General features: G+C 68.9%; 15 protein-coding genes, 1 tRNA gene and 1 pseudogene. 12 read left to right on the plus strand and 5 right to left on the minus strand.

Going from position 1 to position 17,965, the window contains the following annotated elements; genetic code table 11:
* The first annotated feature begins 104 nt into the window (after nt 1-104).
* A complete protein-coding gene (locus EJK15_RS57540; RefSeq protein WP_138718892.1) occupies nt 105-1,931 on the plus strand; it encodes an ABC-F family ATP-binding cassette domain-containing protein in 1,827 nt (608 codons plus the stop codon).
* A 43-nt stretch (nt 1,932-1,974) separates the two neighbouring features.
* Here the strand turns inward: EJK15_RS57540 and EJK15_RS57545 are convergent, their stop codons facing one another.
* Nucleotides 1,975-2,481 (minus strand): MarR family winged helix-turn-helix transcriptional regulator, encoded by a 507-nt coding sequence (locus EJK15_RS57545; RefSeq protein WP_138718893.1) that lies wholly within the window; start codon nt 2,479-2,481, stop codon nt 1,975-1,977.
* A 57-nt stretch (nt 2,482-2,538) separates the two neighbouring features.
* Between EJK15_RS57545 and EJK15_RS57550 the strand changes: the two genes are divergently transcribed.
* The 3 genes from EJK15_RS57550 (at nt 2,539) to EJK15_RS57565 (ending at nt 6,152) form a co-directional block, all read left to right on the plus strand.
* Nucleotides 2,539-3,309, plus strand: a complete 771-nt coding sequence (locus EJK15_RS57550; protein WP_240777873.1) for a trans-aconitate 2-methyltransferase — start codon at nt 2,539-2,541, stop codon at nt 3,307-3,309.
* Between the two features lie 193 nt (nt 3,310-3,502).
* Nucleotides 3,503-5,011: a CYTH and CHAD domain-containing protein gene (locus tag EJK15_RS57560; protein ID WP_138718894.1), complete on the plus strand. Its 1,509-nt coding sequence runs from the start codon at nt 3,503-3,505 to the stop codon at nt 5,009-5,011.
* Nucleotides 4,977-6,152 carry a cytochrome P450 gene (locus tag EJK15_RS57565; RefSeq protein WP_138718895.1) on the plus strand — a complete coding sequence of 392 codons (1,176 nt, stop codon included), beginning with the start codon at nt 4,977-4,979 and terminating at the stop codon, nt 6,150-6,152. The genes EJK15_RS57560 and EJK15_RS57565 overlap by 35 nt, the downstream gene beginning before the upstream one ends.
* Before the next feature lie 21 nt (nt 6,153-6,173).
* Here EJK15_RS57565 and EJK15_RS57570 read toward each other — a convergent pair whose 3' ends face one another.
* The 4 genes from EJK15_RS57570 to EJK15_RS57585 all read right to left on the minus strand — a co-directional run bounded on the left by EJK15_RS57570 (nt 6,174) and on the right by EJK15_RS57585 (nt 11,085).
* Nucleotides 6,174-7,004, minus strand: a complete 831-nt coding sequence (locus tag EJK15_RS57570; protein WP_138718896.1) for an NUDIX hydrolase — start codon at nt 7,002-7,004, stop codon at nt 6,174-6,176.
* A complete protein-coding gene (locus EJK15_RS57575; protein ID WP_138718897.1) occupies nt 6,997-9,057 on the minus strand; it encodes an RNA degradosome polyphosphate kinase in 2,061 nt (686 codons plus the stop codon). The genes EJK15_RS57570 and EJK15_RS57575 overlap by 8 nt, the downstream gene beginning before the upstream one ends.
* Nucleotides 9,058-9,176: 119 nt before the next feature.
* Nucleotides 9,177-10,085: a TetR/AcrR family transcriptional regulator gene (locus tag EJK15_RS57580; protein WP_240777874.1), complete on the minus strand. Its 909-nt coding sequence runs from the start codon at nt 10,083-10,085 to the stop codon at nt 9,177-9,179.
* A gap of 61 nt (nt 10,086-10,146) precedes the next feature.
* Nucleotides 10,147-11,085, minus strand: coding sequence for an acyl-CoA desaturase (locus EJK15_RS57585; RefSeq protein ID WP_138718898.1), 939 nt, complete (start codon nt 11,083-11,085; stop codon nt 10,147-10,149).
* Nucleotides 11,086-11,386: 301 nt separating this feature from the next.
* Between EJK15_RS57585 and EJK15_RS57590 the strand changes: the two genes are divergently transcribed.
* The 8 genes and pseudogenes from EJK15_RS57590 to EJK15_RS57625 form a co-directional block, all read left to right on the plus strand.
* Nucleotides 11,387-11,458 (plus strand) — tRNA-Gln (locus EJK15_RS57590).
* A gap of 125 nt (nt 11,459-11,583) precedes the next feature.
* Nucleotides 11,584-13,035, plus strand: a complete 1,452-nt coding sequence (glmU, locus tag EJK15_RS57595; RefSeq protein WP_138718899.1) for a bifunctional UDP-N-acetylglucosamine diphosphorylase/glucosamine-1-phosphate N-acetyltransferase GlmU — start codon at nt 11,584-11,586, stop codon at nt 13,033-13,035.
* Nucleotides 13,032-14,009: a ribose-phosphate diphosphokinase gene (locus tag EJK15_RS57600; RefSeq protein WP_138718900.1), complete on the plus strand. Its 978-nt coding sequence runs from the start codon at nt 13,032-13,034 to the stop codon at nt 14,007-14,009. Before glmU ends, EJK15_RS57600 begins: the two co-directional genes overlap by 4 nt.
* Nucleotides 14,010-14,131: 122 nt before the next feature.
* On the plus strand, nt 14,132-14,755 hold the full coding sequence (locus EJK15_RS57605) for a 50S ribosomal protein L25/general stress protein Ctc (RefSeq protein ID WP_138718901.1): 624 nt from the start codon (nt 14,132-14,134) through the stop codon (nt 14,753-14,755).
* Nucleotides 14,756-14,830: 75 nt separating this feature from the next.
* Entirely contained in the window at nt 14,831-15,415 is a 585-nt protein-coding gene (gene pth / locus EJK15_RS57610) for an aminoacyl-tRNA hydrolase (protein WP_138718902.1), read from the plus strand.
* A 120-nt stretch (nt 15,416-15,535) separates the two neighbouring features.
* Entirely contained in the window at nt 15,536-16,975 is a 1,440-nt protein-coding gene (locus EJK15_RS57615) for a sugar transferase (protein ID WP_138718903.1), read from the plus strand.
* Complete coding sequence (locus EJK15_RS57620; RefSeq protein WP_171075169.1) at nt 16,975-17,808, plus strand: 3'(2'),5'-bisphosphate nucleotidase CysQ; 834 nt, start codon at nt 16,975-16,977, stop codon at nt 17,806-17,808. Before EJK15_RS57615 ends, EJK15_RS57620 begins: the two co-directional genes overlap by 1 nt.
* Before the next feature lie 18 nt (nt 17,809-17,826).
* A pseudogene (locus tag EJK15_RS57625) lies at nt 17,827-17,965 on the plus strand (sulfate adenylyltransferase subunit CysD); the annotation flags it as partial.

Raw genomic sequence — 17,965 nt, forward strand, 5'->3', positions numbered from 1 at the left:
CTTCGTGCCCAAGCCGGTCGCAGAACGCCCCGTCCCGCCCCCCGACCGGGCGATGGTTGCGGGTGGGAGTTGGGGCGGTGGGGAGCCGATACCCTGGGAAAGTCATGAATCTGGTCAATCTTGAGTCGGTTTCCCATGCCTACGGGCCCAAGCCGCTCCTCAGCGACGTGTCCCTCGGCGTCGAGGCAGGGGAGCGCATCGGCGTCGTCGGGCGCAACGGGGGCGGCAAGACGACACTGATCTCCGTCATCGCCGGCGACATCCGCCCCCACGGCGGCCGCGTCACCCACACCCGCGGCCTGCGGGTCGGGTTCCTTTCGCAGCAGGACACGCTCGACCCGGCCGCCACCGTGCGCGAGATCGTCCTCGGCGGGATGGCCGAGCACGAGTGGGCCGGGGACCAGGCGGTTCGCGAGATCCTGACAAACCTGATTGGCGACCTCGACCTCGACTCCAGGACCGCCGATCTGTCAGGCGGCGAGCGCAGGCGTACGGCGCTGGCGAAGCTGCTGATCGACGACCACGACCTGATCATGCTGGACGAGCCCACGAACCACCTCGACATCGAGGCGATCGCGTGGCTGGCCGCGCACCTGGCCGACCGGAAGAGCGCGCTGGTGGTCGTGACGCACGACCGGTGGTTCCTCGACGCCGTGTCCACCCGCACGTGGGAGGTCGTGGACGGCCGCGTCGAGCGCTACGAAGGTGGCTACGCCGCCTACGTGCTGGCCAAGTCCGAGCGGGCGCGGATCGCCCAGGCCACCGAGGAGCGCCGGCAGAACCTCATGCGCAAGGAGATCGCCTGGCTGCGGCGCGGCCCGCCCGCCCGCACGTCCAAGCCGAAGTTCCGCGTCGAGGCCGCCCAGGCGCTGATCGCGAACGAGCCTCCGCCGCGTGAGACCGTCGAGCTGATGAAGTTCGCCGCGGCCCGGCTTGGCAAGACCGTCTACGACCTCGAGGACGTCACCCTGCACGCCGGTGGACCCGGCAGCGGGCCGCTGGTGCTCGACCACTGCACGTGGCAGTTCGGCCCGGGCGACCGCGTCGGGCTGATCGGGGTGAACGGGTCCGGCAAGTCGTCCGTGCTGCGGCTGCTCGCCGACACGATCAAGCCCGACTCCGGCCGGATGGTCAGGGGCAAGACGGTACGCCTGGCGCACCTGTCCCAGGAGCTGGACGAGCTCGACCCGACGCGGCGGGTGCTGGAGTCGGTCGAGGAAGTGCGCAAGTACCTCCTGCTCGGCAAGAAGGAGTGGTCCGCCTCCCAGCTGCTCGAACGCCTGGGCTTCAAGGGCGAGGAGCAGTGGAAGGTCGTCGGCGACCTGTCCGGTGGTGAGCGGCGGCGGCTGCAGTTGCTCAGGCTCCTCATGGACGACCCCAACGTCCTGCTGCTCGACGAGCCCACCAACGACCTCGACATCGAGACGCTCAACGAGCTGGAAGACCTGCTGGACGGCTGGCCCGGCACGCTGATCCTGGTGAGCCACGACCGCTACTTCCTGGAGCGGGTGACCGATCGCTCGGTGGCGCTGCTGGGGAACGGCAAGCTGTCACTGCTGCCCGGTGGAGTGGACGAATACCTCGAACGACGCGCGGCAGGCACCGCCCTGACCGCCCGCCTGGCCACCGCATCACCGACTCCTGCGGCTCCCGCCGGCCCAGGCGCCCCTCGACCGACGACGGCCACCGACCAGGCCAAACCCGAGCTGTCGGCCAAGGAGGAACGCGAGCTCCGCAAGGAACTCAACCGCCTGGAACGCCAGCTCGACAAGCTAACCGACCAGGAGGCCCGCCTCCACGCCGCCATGGCGGAAGCGGCCAGCGACTACGGCAAGCTGGGCACGCTCGACGCCGAACTACGCGAGATCATCGCCCAGAAGGACACGATCGAAGCAGAGTGGCTCGACCTAGCCGACCGCCTGGGCGACTGACCACTCGATCGGCCGCCTGGGCGCTTGACCAGCCCAAGAGTTTTCAACGGGGCGAGTCAAACGGGGTGAGGAGCATGCGGAGGAGAGAGGCGAGATCACGCTGATCGCGGCGGCCGAGGCCGGAGAGAAGTTCGCGCTCGCGCCGCAGCAGGTCGGCGAAGGCGGCGTCGACCCTGGCCAGCCCTGTGTCCGTCAGGGAGACCAGCACGCCACGCCGATCCTCGGGGTCCGGCCGCCGCCGCACGAGCCCGGCGGCGGCGAGGCGGTCGATGCGGTTCGTCATGGTTCCCGAGGTGACCAGCGTGGCGCGGAGCAGGGCGCCTGGGCTGAGCTCGTACGGCTTCCCGGCCCGTCGCAGCGCGGTCAGCACGTCGAACTCCCAGGGCTCCAGATCATGCTCGGCGAACGCCGCCCGCCGGGCGCGGTCGAGATGCTTGGCGAGTCGTGACACTCTAGAGAGAACCTGGAGCGGCTCGACGTCGAGGTCGGGACGTTCCGTTCGCCAAGCCGCGACGAGGCGATCAACCTCGTCTCTAGCATCCTCCGTCATGACACAGAAGTGTACTGTCTTGACATCGAGATATCTCTCTCGATATCAATTATCTTTATGTCAAGAGATATCTGGGACCCGGTCACCTACGCGGTTTACGCGGACGAAAGGTCGCGGCCGTTCATCGAGCTGATCTCCAGGGTGGGGGCGGTCAACCCCGATTATGTCGTGGACGCGGGCTGCGGCAGCGGCGAGCTCACCGTCCAGCTGAGCAATCGCTGGCCCGGCGCGACGATCGAGGGCTACGACTCCTCGCCCGCGATGATCACCCAGGCCCGCCAGTTGACGACGTCCATCAGGTTCGCCGTCGCGGACGTGTCCACCTGGCGTCCGGACCGGCCGATGGACGTGATCGTCTCCAATGCCGTCCTGCAGTGGGTGCCCTCGCACCGCAACGTGCTCGAACACTGGATGGAGGACCTGGCCCCCGGCGGCTGGCTGGCCTTCCAGGTGCCCGGCAACTTCGACGCGCCGAGCCACGTCGCGATTCGCGAGCTGTGCGCCTCGCGTGCCTGGTCCGACAAGCTCAGCGACTTCACCAGGGGAAACCCGGTCGACGACCCCATCGAGTACCTCGACCTGCTCCACCACGGCGGCGCCCAGGTGGACGCCTGGGAGACGACGTACGTGCACGTGCTCCAGGGCGACAACCCGGTACTCGACTGGGTCTCCGGCACCGCCCTGCGCCCGATCCTCGACCGGCTCGATCCGGACGAGCAGCGGCGGTTCAAGTCCGACCTGGCCAAGCCGCTCGCGGAGGCGTACCCGGCCCGGAGCTACGGCACCCTCTTCCCGTTCCGGCGGATCTTCGTAGTGGCGCAGAAGTGATCCGAGCACTGCACCACGTCCAGCTCGCCGCGCCGAGGGACAGCGAGCCGCTCCTGCGGGACTTCTACGCGGGCGTGCTGGGCCTGCGGGAGGTGCCCCGACCCGGTCGGCAACAGAATCGAACTCCTCCACCCCGTGTGATGTTCACCTGGTAGTGGCATCATTGTCCGAAATCGGACTCTTGTGAGGTGTAGTGAGCATCGAGATCGAGGACAAGTTCGACGTCTCCTCGGATTACGCTCTCCCGGACCTGAGCGGTCTGGCCGACATCGTGGGCCCGAAGAGCTACCAGCTCGTGGCCCTCTACTATGACACCCCTGACCTGCGGCTGGCCGCCCGGGGCGTCACGCTCAGGCGACGACGAGGCGGCCACGATGCCGGCTGGCACCTGAAGCTGCCCAAGGCCAAGGGCGTGCGGCAGGAGATCACGCATCCGCTCACCCGCAGTACCAAGATCGTGCCCCCGGAACTGGCCGAGCTCGTCCGCGCCTACACCCGCGGCGCCGAGCTCCAGGTGGTCGCGGAGCTGGACACCCGCAGGAGCGTCACGCTCCTCCTCGACGGCGAGACCAGGCTGATCGAGATCGCCGACGACCGCGTCAAGGGAGTCGACCACAGAGACGACGGCAAGGTCGTACGGTGGCGCGAGGTCGAGGCCGAGCTGCTCGACGGCAGCCAGGCGCTGCTGGCCAAGGTCGGCAAGCGGCTCAGGAAGGCCGGCGCCACGCCCTCCGAGGCCACCAGCAAGCTCGCCAAGCTGCTCGAACCCGCCCCTCCCGCCAAGGCCCTCACCAAACCGGGCTCGGCCGGCGAGGCCGTCGTCGACTACCTGGCGGGCCAGGTGGCCGCCCTCCTCTCCCAGGATCCGCGGGTACGCCGGGCCGAATACGACGCCGTGCACCAGATGCGCGTGGCGTGCCGCAGGCTGCGCAGCGCGCTGAAGGCGTTCAAGGCCGTGGTCGTCGGCACCGAGCCGCTCCAGGAGGAGCTGCAGTGGCTCGGCAACGTGCTCGGCGAGGTCCGCGACCTCGAGGTGACCAGAGCCAGGTTCGGCAAGGCGCTCGCCCGTCTGGCGCCCGAGCTGGTCATCGGCCCCATCCAGACCAGGCTCGGCTCGGACCTGTACAAACGCGAGCAGGAGGGGTACGAGCGGATCAAGGACGCGCTCAGCGGCGACCGCTACTACACCCTGCTCAACACCCTCGACGAGCTCGTCTCTCACCCGAACCTGGGCAAGGCGGCGGCCAAGCCGGCAGAGGAACGGCTCAGCGCCATCGCGGCGGCCGGCTGGGACCGGGTGACCAGGGCGTACGACACCGCCCAGGCCATCGAGGACCTCGAACGCCGCGAGATCGCCATGCACGACGTGCGCAAGGCGGCCAAACGCGCTCGTTACACCGCCGAAGCGCTCCAACCCACCCTCGGCAAGAACATGTCCAGGCTGGCCAAGCTGGCCGAGGACATCCAGGAAGTACTGGGGACGCACCAGGACGGCGTGGTCGCGCAGGAAACGCTGGCGAAGGAGGCGGAGAACGCCCGGCAGGCAGGCGAGGACACGTTCACGTACGGGCTGCTCGTCGGGATCGAACGCAACACCGCAGAGCGGGCACACGCCGACTTCCCCAGGGTATGGGCCGAAACTGTCAAAGCAGTGGGGAAGGTTCTACATGAGCAATCTTCCGGTCATTCCCTTCGAACGTAGCGATCTGCTCGAAGTGCCCCCGGCGTACCGGGAGCTTCGCGTCAAGGAGGGCATCGCCAAGGTACGCACCCGGATGGGTGACGAGGTCTGGCTGGTCAGCGGGTACGAGGACGCCCGCAAGCTGTTCAACGACGGCCGGCTGGGACGCTCGCACCCGGAGCCGGACAAGGCCGCGCGCCTGTCGGGCTCGGCTCTGCTCGGCGGCCCCCAGGGCGACATCGCCACGGAGAAGGCCGAGCACGACCGCATGCGCAAGCTGTTCATGCCGTCGTTCTCGGCGCGCCGCATGAAGGCGCTCACCGATCACGTGGGCGCCCTGGTCGGCGAGCGGCTCGACCACCTCGCCAAGCTGACGCCGCCGGTCGACCTGCACGCCGAGCTGTCCTTCCCGCTGCCGGTGCTGGTCATCTGCCGGCTGCTCGGCGTGCCGTACGAGGACAGGGAGTACTTCGGCGGCGTGTCGGAGCGCATGGGCGACATGCTCGACCCGGAGCGGAGCCAGGTCGCCCGCGAGGAGCTGAGCGCGTACATGGCGGGCCTGATCGAGCGCAAGCGGCACGAGCCCGCCGAGGACGTGCTGTCCGACCTGGCGGGCGAGCTGGACGACGACGGCAAGATCGCGCAGCTGGCCGGCGCGCTGCTGTTCGCCGGGCACGAGACCACGGTCAACCGCATCGACTTCGGCGTGCTGCTCCTGCTCGCCAACCCGGACCAGCTCGACCTGCTCAAGGCCGACCCGGGGCTGGCGCCCGGCGCGGTCGAGGAGATCCTGCGCATGGTCACGACGAGCCTGCACGGCCTGCCCAGGTACGCCCACGAGGACATCCGGCTCGGCGACCGGACGATCCGCCGGGGCGAGGCCGTCGTGATCCTCCCGGGCCCGGCGAACCGGGACGAGCGGATCTATCCGGATCCGGACGTGTTCGACATCCGCCGTCCGCAGACCGACCCGCATCTGAGCTTCGGGTACGGGCCGCGCTTCTGCATCGGCGCCAGCCTGGCCAGGGTCGAGCTGATCGCCGTGTTCAGCAGGCTGTTCCAGCGCTTCCCCACGCTGCGGCTGGCCGTACCCGCCGCGGAGCTGCGGCGCAGCGAAGGGAGGATCGCCGACGGGTTCGCCGAACTCCCGGTGACGTGGTGAGCCATCAAGCGGGATGAGCCGTCAGGCCGTGTAGCGCTCCACGCTCACCACCTGCTCGCCGGCCCTGTGCAGCACGGCGAACGCGCCCTTGCGCAGGTGCACGTCCTTGCCGCTCAGGGCGTGGATCAGCCCGGGCAGCACCTTGCCGTGACTGCACACGGCCGCCGGCACGCCGATCTCCCGTACCAGCGCGGGCGTCTTGCGCGGGTCCTGGCTCTCCTCGCTGAGCAGCGACTCGATCTTGATCTCGGCTCCGTACGGCTCTAAGGTCTGCACGCACCGGGCGCTGGGCGAGCTCATCAGCAGCTCGGGCCGGTACGCGGGCAGCGCTGTGGCCAGGGTGGCCGCCTGGGACGCACCGTCCGTGTCCAGCGGGCGCCGCGCGTCGTCGCCCGTCCATTCGCTCCTGGAGCCGGCCGAGGCGTGCCGTACGAGGACGAGGGGCACGGTCTCCAGCGGCGCCACCGCCAGGGCCCGCAGCAGCCCGGCGTCCCATTCGTACGTCAGCAGCGCCTTGGCCTTCTCCAGCGGCAGCCAGCGCAGCTCGTCCACTTCCTCGCCGGGGACGAAGCCGTCGTCGGCGACCGCCTGGCCGGTCCAGTAGTCGACCCGCTTGAGCCGGTCCCTGCTGATGTAGTGGACGGGCGGCAGGGCGCGGCCGAGCGCGACCGTCATGCCGGTCTCCTCGCGTACCTCGCGGAGGCCGGCGGCGATCACGTGTTCCCCGGTCTTCAGCTTGCCCTTGGGGAAGGTCCAGTCGTCGTAGGCGGGGCGATGGATGACGGCAACCTCGGGGTGGCTCTCCGCGCCCCTCCAGACCACGGCTCCGGCGGCACGGAGCGGGTCAGTCATCAACGGTCCTCCAGCGCCGCGTGCTGATGAGACGGCTCTGCGAGTCCTCGCCCTGATGGCGGGCCCACGTGCCATCGGAGTTGAGCCACCACGCGTTCGTGGTCTCGGTCATGGCCAGGTCCATCAGCTCGATGAGGTAGGCCTTGTGCTGCTGTGACGTCACCTTGACCAGGGCTTCGACGCGGCGGTCGAGGTTCCTGCGCATCAGGTCGGCGCTGCCGATCCAGACCTCGGGCCGCCGGCCCAGGCCGAACTCGTACACCCGGGAGTGCTCCAGGAATCGCCCCAGAACCGACCTTACGCGGATATTTTCGGATAGATCCGGAATCCCTGGTCGGAGGGTGCAGACGCCGCGGACCCACAGATCCACCGGGACGCCGGCCCTGGACGCCCGGTAGAGGGCGTCGATGATCGGCTCGTCCACCAGCGAGTTCGTCTTGATCCGGATGCGGGCGGGGCGGCCCGCCTGCTGGTGGGCGATCTCCCGCTCGATCCTGGCCAGCAGCCCGCTGCGCATGGAGTGCGGCGCGACCAGCAGCCTGCGGTAGGCGGAGTGGTTGGAGTAGCCGGTCAGGTGGATGAACAGGTCCGTGACGTCCTCACCGACCAGCGGGTCCGCCGTGAGCAGGCCGAAGTCCTCGTACTGCCGGGCGGTCTTGGGGTTGTAGTTGCCGGTGCCGATGTGGCAGTAGCGGCGCAGCTCGCCCGAGGGCTCCTGACGGACCACGAGGGCGAGCTTGCAGTGGGTCTTCAGGCCGACCACGCCGTAGACGACGTGGCATCCGGCGCGCTCCAGTTTCCTGGCCCACGAGATGTTGGCGTGCTCGTCGAAGCGGGCCTTGATCTCCACGACCACCACGACCTGCTTGCCCGCCTCGGCCGCGTCGATCAGGGCGTCCACGATGGGGGACTCGCCGCTGGTCCGGTAGAGGGTCTGCTTGATCGCCAGCACCCTGGGGTCGGCCGCGGCCTCCTCGATGAAGCGCTGCACGCTGGTGGCGAACGAGTCGTACGGGTGGTGCAGCAGCACGTCGCGCTCGCGCAGGACCGAGAAGATGTCGTCCTCGGCGTTGATCACCTCCGCCGGCACGAAAGAGCGGTAGCTGAGCTCGCCACGCTCCAGGTCGGCGATGGCGTGCAGACCCGACAGGTCGAGCGGCCCGCGCAGCCGGTAGATCTCGTGCGGCGCCAGCTCCAGCTCCTCCACGAGCGGGGCCAGCACCTCGGGGGTGATCGTGTCCTCGACCTCCAGCCGCACGGGCGGGCCGAAGCGCCTTTTGAGCAGCTCCTTCTCCAGGGCCTGCATGAGGTTCTCGGTGACGTCCTCGTCCACGTCGAGATCCTCGTTCCTGGTGACGCGGAAAACGTGGTGCTGGAGGATCTCCATGCCCTTGAAGAGCTGCCCCAGGTGGGCCGCGATGACGTCCTCGAGCGGGACGAACCTGTCCTTGGACGCCGGGACGAACCTGGGCAGCTGGGAGGGGACCTTGACCCGCGCGAAGACCGTGTGGTCGGTCGCCGGATTGCGCACCAGGACGGCGAGATTCAGGCTGAGCCCGGAAATATACGGAAAGGGGTGTGCGGGGTCCACCGCCAGCGGCGTCAGCACCGGCCTTATGCGCTCCCTGAACAGCTTGCGCAGCTCTGTGCGCTCCTCGCGGCCCAGGTCGTCCCACCGTGCGATCTCGATGCCCTCGCCCGCCAGCTGCGGGCAGATCTGCTCGTGGAAGGCGGCCGCGTGCCGCTTGGCCAGCTCGTCCGCGATCGCCGCGATCCTGGCCAGCTCCTCGCGCGGCTTCAGCCCGCTCTTCGTCCGCAGCAGCAGACCGGTCGCCATGCGCCGTTTGAGACCCGCCACCCGCACGCGGAAGAACTCGTCCAGATTGCTCGAGAAGATCGCCAGAAAGCGCACCCGCTCCAGCAGCGGGATATTGGGGTCTTCGGCCAGCTCGAGCACGCGTTCATTGAACTGGAGCCAGCTCTCCTCACGATTGAGAAACCGCTCCTGAGGTAGCGGCAGGTCGTTGGCAGGATGCAACGGTTCTGCGGACATATCGCCTATATTGCCCTGATTGGTTGAACAGAACGTTAACGGAGCCGCAACGGCTCACTCCAGAAGGTCAGCCCCGCTCAACACAATCGTCACTCACGCTGTGCGAACCGTTCAAGCGGTCACTCAGCTGAATCTACCTGCTCCAGGCGGGCGGTGCGCTCGGCCAGCTTCGCCTCCCGCTGGCGGATCTTCTCCTCGCGCTCGCGAGCCTTCTCCGCCTCTTTCAGCAGCCGCTCGCGCTCCTTGAGCTCGCGAACCCGGGCCTTCTCGGCCTCCCGCAGCTCGCGCTGGCGGATCTTCTCCGCCTCCTTCAGCTCCTTCTCCCGGGCCCTCTCCAACTCGCGCAGCTCCTTCTCGCTGGTGCGCGGCTTGGCGGGGGGCGCGGGCGCGTGATCGCGGGTCGCCGCGGTGATCGCCGGGTTGGGGTTGAGCCCGGTCAGGCCGTTCCAGGCCAGGTTGACCAGGTGGGCGGCCACCTCCTCGCGGCTGGGCTTGCGCACGTCCAGCCACCACTGGCCGGTCAGCGCCACCATGCCGACCAGCATCTGGGCGTACATCGGCGCGAGCTTCGGGTCGTAGCCGCGGGCCGCGAACTCGTCGGCCAGGACGTCCTCGACCTGGCTGGCGATGTCGCTTATGAGGCTCGCGAACGACCCGGTGCCCGAGGCGGCGTGCGAGTCGCGCACCAGGATGCGGAAGCCCTCGCTGCTCTCCTCGATGTACCGCAGCAGCGCCAGCGCGGCGCGCTCCAGCTTGATCAGGGAATGGGCCGCCGACAGCGCCTCGGTGATCATGCTCATTAGTCTCTGCATCTCGCGGTCGACCACGACCGCGTAGACGCCTTCCTTGCCACCGAAATGCTCGTAGACCACGGGTTTCGACACCTGCGCGGTAGCTGCGATTTCCTCGATCGAGGTCCCGTCGAACCCCTTCTCCGCGAAGAGTGTGCGGCTGATGCGGATCAGCTGCTCTCTTCGCTCGCTACCGGACATGCGCCTGCGAGATCGGGGTTCGGTCACGGTCTCCATAATGACGGCCACGGATCCATGACCGCTCATTGGATTATCGATGTCAAGCGGGCTAAGTGCCTCAGGCAACGCGCTTCGCCGCCAGGCGCTCCGGCGTCGGCCAGCGGACGTCGTACACCCAGCCCAGCTTCTCGAAGATCCGGATCAGGCCGGCGCTCAGGTCGATCTGGCCCTTGAGCGCGCCGTGCCTGGCGCAGGTCGGGTCGGAGTGGTGCAGGTTGTGCCACGATTCGCCGAAGGAGGGGATGGCCAGCCACCACACGTTGCGGGACTTGTCGCGTACCTGGAAGTCCTCCTCGCCGAAGACGTGGCAGATGGAGTTGATCGACCAGGTCACGTGGTGCAGCAGGCCGATGCGGACGAGGGTGCCCCAGAACAGCGCGGTCAGGGCGCCCTGCCATGACCAGGTGAGCAGGAGGCCGAGCACGCCGGGGAGCGTCATCGAGATGATGGCGAGCCTGGGGAACCACTTGTGCAGCTTGACCACGTCCGGGTCCTTGCACAGGTCGGGCGCGTACTTCTCCCGGTTGGTCCGCTCGCTCTCGAACAGCCAGCCCATGTGGGCGTAGAGCAGGCCCTTGGACATGTTCTTGAATCCGTGGCCGAAGCGCCACGGCGAGTGCGGGTCGCCCTCCTTGTCGGAGAACTTGTGGTGCTTGCGATGGGTGGCCACCCAGTCGAGCACCGACATCTCCAGCGACAGGCTGCCGGCTATGCCCATCGCGATCTTCAGCGGCCGCTTGGCCTTGAACGAGCCGTGTGTGAAGTAGCGGTGCAGCCCGACGGTGACGCCGAGTCCCGAGACGATGTAGAAGACGAACGCGATCGCGATGTCCGTCCAGCCGAGTCCCCATCCCCAGGCCAGCGGTACGGCAGCGGCGATCGCGACCAGGGGCAACCCGACGACGAGACCGAAGATGATCATCTCGGCGCGGGACTTGGGCTCGGGTTCGAAATCGGGCTTCGGGGCGGATGCGGAGCGCTCGGCGGTAACGGTCATGGGCGACCTCCAACGGCATGTATGAGGATGAATGTCCGGGCTACGCAACCGTAACCTACGCCATCGTAAGTAAGGAAGACCTAAGCCGCAGATGTGCGGAAGGTGACGCGCTACCCAGCGAGATGCGTGGGAGTCGCGCCTTGCGGCTTTATGGGTGGTCTGTTATACGGCGCGCGCGCCGTATAGCCCCTGTCACCTGGGCAGTTCTCGCTTGCGCCGGTTGCGGGGCCGAATTACGGGCGCGCGCCGGGGTGCGGGCTCGGTATCGTAGGGGCGTGCCGGACGTCACGCGTCCGGCCGGTCCCGGATCGTCTAATCGGCAGGACAAGTGGTTTTGGTCCACTTTGTAGGGGTTCGAGTCCTCTTCCGGGAGCTTTGAGGTCGTGCCCGGCGAGAATGTTCGGGATGGGGCCAGGTATCCTCACGGTGTCGGGAGGGTAGCGGTGCGGTAGACGTACCGATTGCCCTGATCCGTCCAGTCACAGGGAGCCTCAGTCCGTGAGTGTGCCGCGCCCGGCAGCCGTCATCGTCCTCGCCGCCGGCGAGGGCACCCGGATGAAGAGCCAGACCCCGAAAGTCCTGCACGAGCTGTGCGGCCGCGCGCTGGTCGACCACATGCTCGCAGCCGCCCGCGACCTCGGTCCCGAGCAGCTCATCGTCGTCATCGGCCACGCGCTGGAGCAGGTCGGCGGCCACCTGGCCGCCACCAGCCCCGACGCGCGCGCCGTCGTCCAGCGGGAGCAGCGCGGCACCGGCCACGCGGTCCGCACCGTGCTCGAGGAGGTCGGCACGATCTCCGGCACGGTGCTGGTCACGTACGGAGACGTGCCGCTCCTGCGCACCCAGACCCTCGCCGCGCTGCTCGAACGGCATGCCACCGACGGCAACGCGGTCACCGTGCTGACCGCCGAGGTGCCCGATCCGGCCGGTTACGGGCGGATCATCCGCGACGAGGGCGGCGCCGTCCTGGAGATCGTCGAGGAGAAGGACGCCAGCCCCGAGCAGCGCGCCATCAAGGAGATGAACTCCGGCATCTACGCCTTCGACGGGGAGCTGCTCGCCGACGCCGTCAAGCGCGTGTCCACCGACAACGCCCAGGGTGAGGAATACCTCACCGACGTCCTGGCCATCCTGCGCGGCGACGGCCACCGGGTCGGCGCCTGCGTGGCCGGCGACCACGTCGAGGTCGAGGGCGTCAACGACCGCGTGCAGCTCGCCGCCGCCCGCAAGGTGCTCAACCAGCGCCTGCTCGAGGCACACATGCGCGCCGGCGTCACGATCATCGACCCGGCCGGCACGTGGATCGACGTCGGCGTGCGGATCGGGCCCGACACCGTCATCCATCCCGGCACGCAGCTGCACGGCGACACCGTCATCGAGACCGGGGCCGAGATCGGCCCCGCCACCACGCTGACCGACACCCGGGTCGGCGAGGGGGCGGTCGTGCGCAACGCCGTCTGCGACGGCGCCGAGATCGGCCCAGAGGCCAGCGTCGGCCCCTACGCCTACCTGCGGCCCGGCACCGTGCTCGGGCGCAGGTCCAAGGCCGGTACGTTCGTAGAGATGAAGAACACGCAGGTCGGCGAGCGCTCGAAGGTGCCGCACCTGTCCTACGCGGGCGACGCCACGATCGGCGATGACGTCAACATCGGGGCGGCCGTGGTGTTCGTCAACTACGACGGGGTCGACAAGCATCGCTCCACCGTGCGCGACGGCGCGTTCCTGGGGTGCGACACCATGGTCGTCGCTCCGGTGACGATCGGCGACGGCGCCTACACCGCCGCGGGGTCCGTCATCAACGCCGACGTGCCCCCCGGCGCCATCGGAGTGGCCAGGGCGCGGCAGCGCAACATCGAGAAATGGGTCTTGCGCAGGCGCGCGGGCACGAAATCGGCCGCGGCCGCCGAGCGGGCGCTGGCCGGGCAAGAGCAGCAGGAGACTAAGCAGTGACCAGCATCAAACAGCCGGGCGAGAAGAACCTCATGCTCTTCTCCGGCCGGGCCCACCCGGAGCTGGCCGAAGAGGTTGCCCAGCACGTCGGCGTCTCACTCACCCCCACCAAGCTCATCGACTTCGCCAACGGCGAGATCTACGCCCGTTACCTGGAGTCCGTACGCGGCTGCGACGCCTTCGTGATCCAGAGCCACACGGCTCCCATCAACAAGTGGATCATGGAGCATCTCATCATGGTCGACGCGCTGAAGCGGGCCTCCGCCAAGCGCATCACCGTGGTCATGCCGTTCTTCGGCTACGCCCGCCAGGACAAGAAGGGCCGCGGCCGCGAGCCGATCACGGCCCGGCTGATGGCCGACATGTTCAAGACCGCGGGCGCCGACCGGCTCATGTCGATCGACCTGCACACCTCGCAGATCCAGGGCTTCTTCGACGGCCCGGTGGACCACCTGTTCGCCATGCCGGTGCTGGAGAGCTACCTCAAGAACAAGCTCGATCTGGAGAACACGACCGTCGTCTCGCCCGACACCGGCCGCGTCCGCCTGTCGGAGCGCTGGGCCGACACGCTGGGCACGCCGCTGGCGTTCATCCACAAGCGCCGCGACCTCGACGTGGCCAACCAGGTCAAGGTCAACGAGGTAGTCGGACGCGTGCGCGGCCGCACCTGTGTGCTGATCGACGACATGATCGACACCGCGGGCACCATCTGCAAGGCCGCCGACGCCCTCTACGACCAGGGCGCCACCAACGTGATCACCGCCGCCACCCACGCGGTCTTCTCCGACCCGGCGGTCGACCGGCTGAAGAACTCCCGGATCTCCGAAGTCATCGTCACCAACACGCTGCCGTTGTCGGAGGCCGCCAGGTTCGACAAGCTGACGGTCCTGTCCATCGCGCCGCTCATCGCCCGCGCCATTTCCGAGATCTTCACCGACGGCTCCGTCACGAGCCTGTTCGAGGGTGACACCTGAGCTGGTCGAGGTTGACACCGAAGCCTTGTAAACTGAACAGGTTGCGCTCGTAACGCCTTCCGCTAGGGCGGGTGAGGGTGAGCGCTCAACGAACCGATTCCCATGCATCCCTAGGAGATGTCGTGTCTGAAGTACGTATCGCCGCCGAGTCGCGCACCGCGTTCGGCAAGGGCGCCGCTCGCAAGATCCGCCGCGCCGACAAAGTGCCCGCCGTTCTCTACGGGCACGGCATCGACCCCAAGCACCTGACCCTGCCCGGCCACGAGGTGCTGCTCGCGCTCCGCACGCCCAACGTGCTGATCCGCCTTCACGGCGAGGGCGTGGACGAGCTGGCCCTGCCCAAGGGCGTGCAGCGCGACCCGATCAGGGGCTTCGTCGAGCACGTCGACCTGATCCTGGTCAAGAGTGGCGAGACGGTCACCGTCGAGATCCCGGTCACCACCGTCGGCGACGTCCACTCCGACGGCCTGCTCGACCAGCAGCTCGTCTCGATCGCCGTTGAGGCCGAGGCCACCCACATCCCGACCGGCGTCGAGGTCGACGTCGAGGGCCTGCGGGTCGGCACCGCCATCACCGCCGGCCAGCTCCAGCTGCCGCAGGGCGCCAAGCTGGCCGCCGACCCGGAGGCCGTGATCCTCCAGGTCAGCGCCAAGCCGGTCGAGGCCGAGGAAGGCGAGGAGGGCGTCGAGGGCGCGGTCGCAGCGGCTCCGGTCGCGGGCGAGACCGCAGAGGCCGGCGCCGAATAACGCGTTTTCCAGTGAACGGGGTGGCCCAGTGCGAGCCGCCCCGTTCCGCTGTAAGTTCCGCTGCAAGGGGAGCACATGGACCGCTGGCTGATCGCCGGACTCGGCAATCCGGGGCCCGACTACGCGGGCAACAGGCACAACGCGGGCTTCATGGTGCTCGACGAGCTGGCCGCCAGGGCGGGCGGGCGGTTCAAGGCGCACAAGAGCCGGGCCGAGGTGTGCGAGACGCGCGCCGCGATCCTGGCCAAGCCGCTGACGTACATGAACCTGTCCGGCGGGCCCGTCAAGGCGCTCTCCGACTTCTACAAGATCGGCCCCGAGCGGCTGATCGTGGTCCATGACGAGCTCGACGTCCCCTACGGCGCGCTGCGCGCCAAGCTCGGGGGCGGCGACAACGGCCACAACGGCCTCAAGTCGATCACGAAGGTCCTCGGCACCCGCGACTACCTGCGGGTCCGCTTCGGCATCGGGCGTCCGCCCGGCCGCATGGACGCCGCCGCCTTCGTGCTCAAGGACTTCGCCACCATGGAGCGCAAGGACCTGCCCTTCCTCGTCGACCGGGCGGCCGACATCGTGGAGTCGCTGGTGGCCCGCGGCCTGGAGGCCACCCAGAACGAGTACCACCGGGCCGATCTGCACATTTCCGGCCCTCCTCGCTGATCGCCGCATTGAGTCGTTCGCCGGTTCGCCGCGTTCCGCGCCGCTACAGTCGGTGACTGTTCGTGCAGGAATGGTCACCTGGAGGCGTGCGTGCGCGGCGAAGCTCGCGGTGAGGAGCTCATGACCGTCGACAGATCCGGTCACGTGGTCTCCTGGCGGGTGAGCCCGCGCACGCCTGCCTGGGTCCACTCCTATCGCCTGCGCGCCGTGGTGGCCGACCTGTGCGGGGCCGGCATCGGGGCCGCGATCGCCTTCTCCGTCAGGTTCGGCGGGCTCACGCCGTACGTGCTGCCGTACCTGCTGGTCAGCCTGGCGCTGCCGGTGGTGTGGACATGCTCGGTGGCGCTGCACCGGGCATACGAGCCGCGCATGATCGGCATCGGCTCCGAGGAGTTCCGCAGGGTCGTGCAGTCCGGCGTGGCGCTCACCGCGGGCACCGCCATCGGCTCCTACGTGACCAAGACCGACGTCGCCCGCGGCTACGTGGTGCTCGCGCTGCCGCTGGTCACGCTGCTCACCCTGGTCTTCAGGTACGCGCTGCGCCGCTCACTGCATCGGCGCCGGGCCTCCGGCCAGTGCATGCGCAGGGTGATCGCGGTCGGCCACGCCGCCTCGATCGCCGAGCTGGTGGAGTTCTTCCGCCGGGAGCGGCACCACGGCATGGACGTCGTGGCCGCCTGCCTCCTGCGCGCCGCCTCCGGCGAGCGGGTGGCCCAGGTGCCGGTCGCCGGCGACCTCAGCGACGTGCCGATCGCGGTCGACCAGTACAACGCCGACACCGTGGCCGTGCTGGCCTGCCCCGAGATGGACGGGCAGGCGCTGCGGCGGCTGGCCTGGCGGCTGGAGCGCACGCGCACCGAGCTCGTGGTCGCCCCCGCCCTGATGGACGTCGCCGGGCCACGGACCATGATCCGGCCGGCCGCGGGGTTGCCGCTCCTGCACGTGGAGCATCCCGAGCTGACCGGGGCCAGGCAACTCGTCAAGAACGTCTTCGACAGGTTGGTGGCCGCCGGGCTGCTGGTGCTGCTGGCGCCGCTGCTGGCGGGGCTGGCGGTCGCCGTACGCGTGACGAGCCCCGGACCCGCGCTGTTCAGGCAGATCAGGGTCGGCAGGGACGGGAGGCTGTTCACGATCCTGAAGTTCCGCACCATGCGGCATGGCTCGGAGCAGCAGAAGATCACCTTGGTCAGCGACCGCGACGGGCTGCTGTTCAAGATCCGGAACGATCCGCGGGTCACGCCGCTCGGCACGCTGATGCGCCGCCACTCACTCGACGAGCTGCCCCAGCTCATCAACGTCGTGCTCGGCCACATGTCGCTCGTGGGCCCACGGCCGCCGTTGCCGGAAGAGGTGGCGCGCTACGGTGACGATGTGCGCAGAAGGCTCCTCGTACGCCCGGGGCTCACCGGGCTGTGGCAGGTCAGTGGTAGATCTGACCTATCTTGGGAGGAATCCGTACGTCTGGACCTGCGTTACGTGGAGAACTGGTCCCTCACGCTGGACTTGCAGATCCTGTGGAAAACATGGTCGGCCGTCGCCCGCGGGCAAGGAGCATATTGATGACGATTCGCGACGACCACGCTCTCGCCGCCGATCTGGCGACCGAGGCAGGCGAGAGGCTGCTGCGGATTCGCGAGCGCCTGGGGTTCGGTGACGCGCCCGCGCTGAAGGCGGAGGGCGACCGGGCCTCGCACGTGTTCCTCATGGAATCGCTGGCCCGGTTGCGGCCGAGCGACAGCGTGCTGTCCGAGGAGGCCACCCGCGAGGAGCGCCTCGACCCCCGCCGGCTCGAGGCCGACCGGGTGTGGATCGTCGACCCCCTCGACGGCACCCGTGAGTTCGCGGAGCGGCGAGCCGGCCCCGGAAGCGCGCGTAACCAAGACGGGGCCGAAGGGAGCGCGACCACAGGCGCAGCGGAGGGCCGGGCGGACTGGGCCGTCCATGTGGCGCTGTGGGAGCGCGGCCGGTTGACCGCGGGCGCCGTGGCGCTGCCCGCCCAGGGCCGTACGCTGACCACCGCCGACCCACCCAAGCCGCCCGCCCACGACGGGGGCCGCTTCCGCATCGCGGTGAGCCGCACCAGGCCGCCCGACTTCGTGCAGAGGCTCAGCTATCTCGTGGGCGCCGACCTGGTGCCGATCGGCTCCGCCGGGGCGAAGATCTCCGCGGTGCTCACCGGCGAGGTCGAGGCGTACGTACACGCCGGAGGCCAGTACGAATGGGACTCTGCCGCGCCGGTCGCCGTCGCGCTGGCCGCCGGGGCCCACGCGAGCCGCATCGACGGCTCTGAGCTGACCTACAACCAAGCCGACCCCTCACTACCAGATATTCTGGTTTCCCTACCGGATCTGGCGGCATCCCTGCTCGCCGGGATTCGGGACCTGCACCGCTAAACGCCGGAGGAAGCTCCCATGCTCCAGCGCGACTACACGACGTCGCAGCTTGACGTACTCGAGGCCGAGGCCATCCACATCATGCGCGAGGTGGCGGCGGAGTTCGAGCGTCCGTGTCTGCTGTTCTCCGGGGGCAAGGACTCGATCGTCATGCTCC

The organism is Nonomuraea basaltis (assembly GCF_005893125.1).
In the GTDB taxonomy this organism is placed as follows: domain Bacteria; phylum Actinomycetota; class Actinomycetes; order Streptosporangiales; family Streptosporangiaceae; genus Nonomuraea; species Nonomuraea basaltis.

Coding starts and splice junctions, on each gene's coding strand:
- EJK15_RS57550 (WP_240777873.1), top strand. CDS start 2,539: ATGTCAAGAGATATCTGGGACCCGGTCACCTACGCGGTTTACGCGGAC.
- EJK15_RS57570 (WP_138718896.1), bottom strand. CDS start 7,004: ATGACTGACCCGCTCCGTGCCGCCGGAGCCGTGGTCTGGAGGGGCGCG.
- EJK15_RS57545 (WP_138718893.1), bottom strand. CDS start 2,481: ATGACGGAGGATGCTAGAGACGAGGTTGATCGCCTCGTCGCGGCTTGG.
- EJK15_RS57585 (WP_138718898.1), bottom strand. CDS start 11,085: ATGACCGTTACCGCCGAGCGCTCCGCATCCGCCCCGAAGCCCGATTTC.
- pth (WP_138718902.1), top strand. CDS start 14,831: ATGGACCGCTGGCTGATCGCCGGACTCGGCAATCCGGGGCCCGACTAC.
- EJK15_RS57565 (WP_138718895.1), top strand. CDS start 4,977: ATGAGCAATCTTCCGGTCATTCCCTTCGAACGTAGCGATCTGCTCGAA.
- EJK15_RS57620 (WP_171075169.1), top strand. CDS start 16,975: ATGACGATTCGCGACGACCACGCTCTCGCCGCCGATCTGGCGACCGAG.
- EJK15_RS57575 (WP_138718897.1), bottom strand. CDS start 9,057: ATGTCCGCAGAACCGTTGCATCCTGCCAACGACCTGCCGCTACCTCAG.
- EJK15_RS57540 (WP_138718892.1), top strand. CDS start 105: ATGAATCTGGTCAATCTTGAGTCGGTTTCCCATGCCTACGGGCCCAAG.
- EJK15_RS57615 (WP_138718903.1), top strand. CDS start 15,536: ATGACCGTCGACAGATCCGGTCACGTGGTCTCCTGGCGGGTGAGCCCG.
- EJK15_RS57580 (WP_240777874.1), bottom strand. CDS start 10,085: ATGGAGACCGTGACCGAACCCCGATCTCGCAGGCGCATGTCCGGTAGC.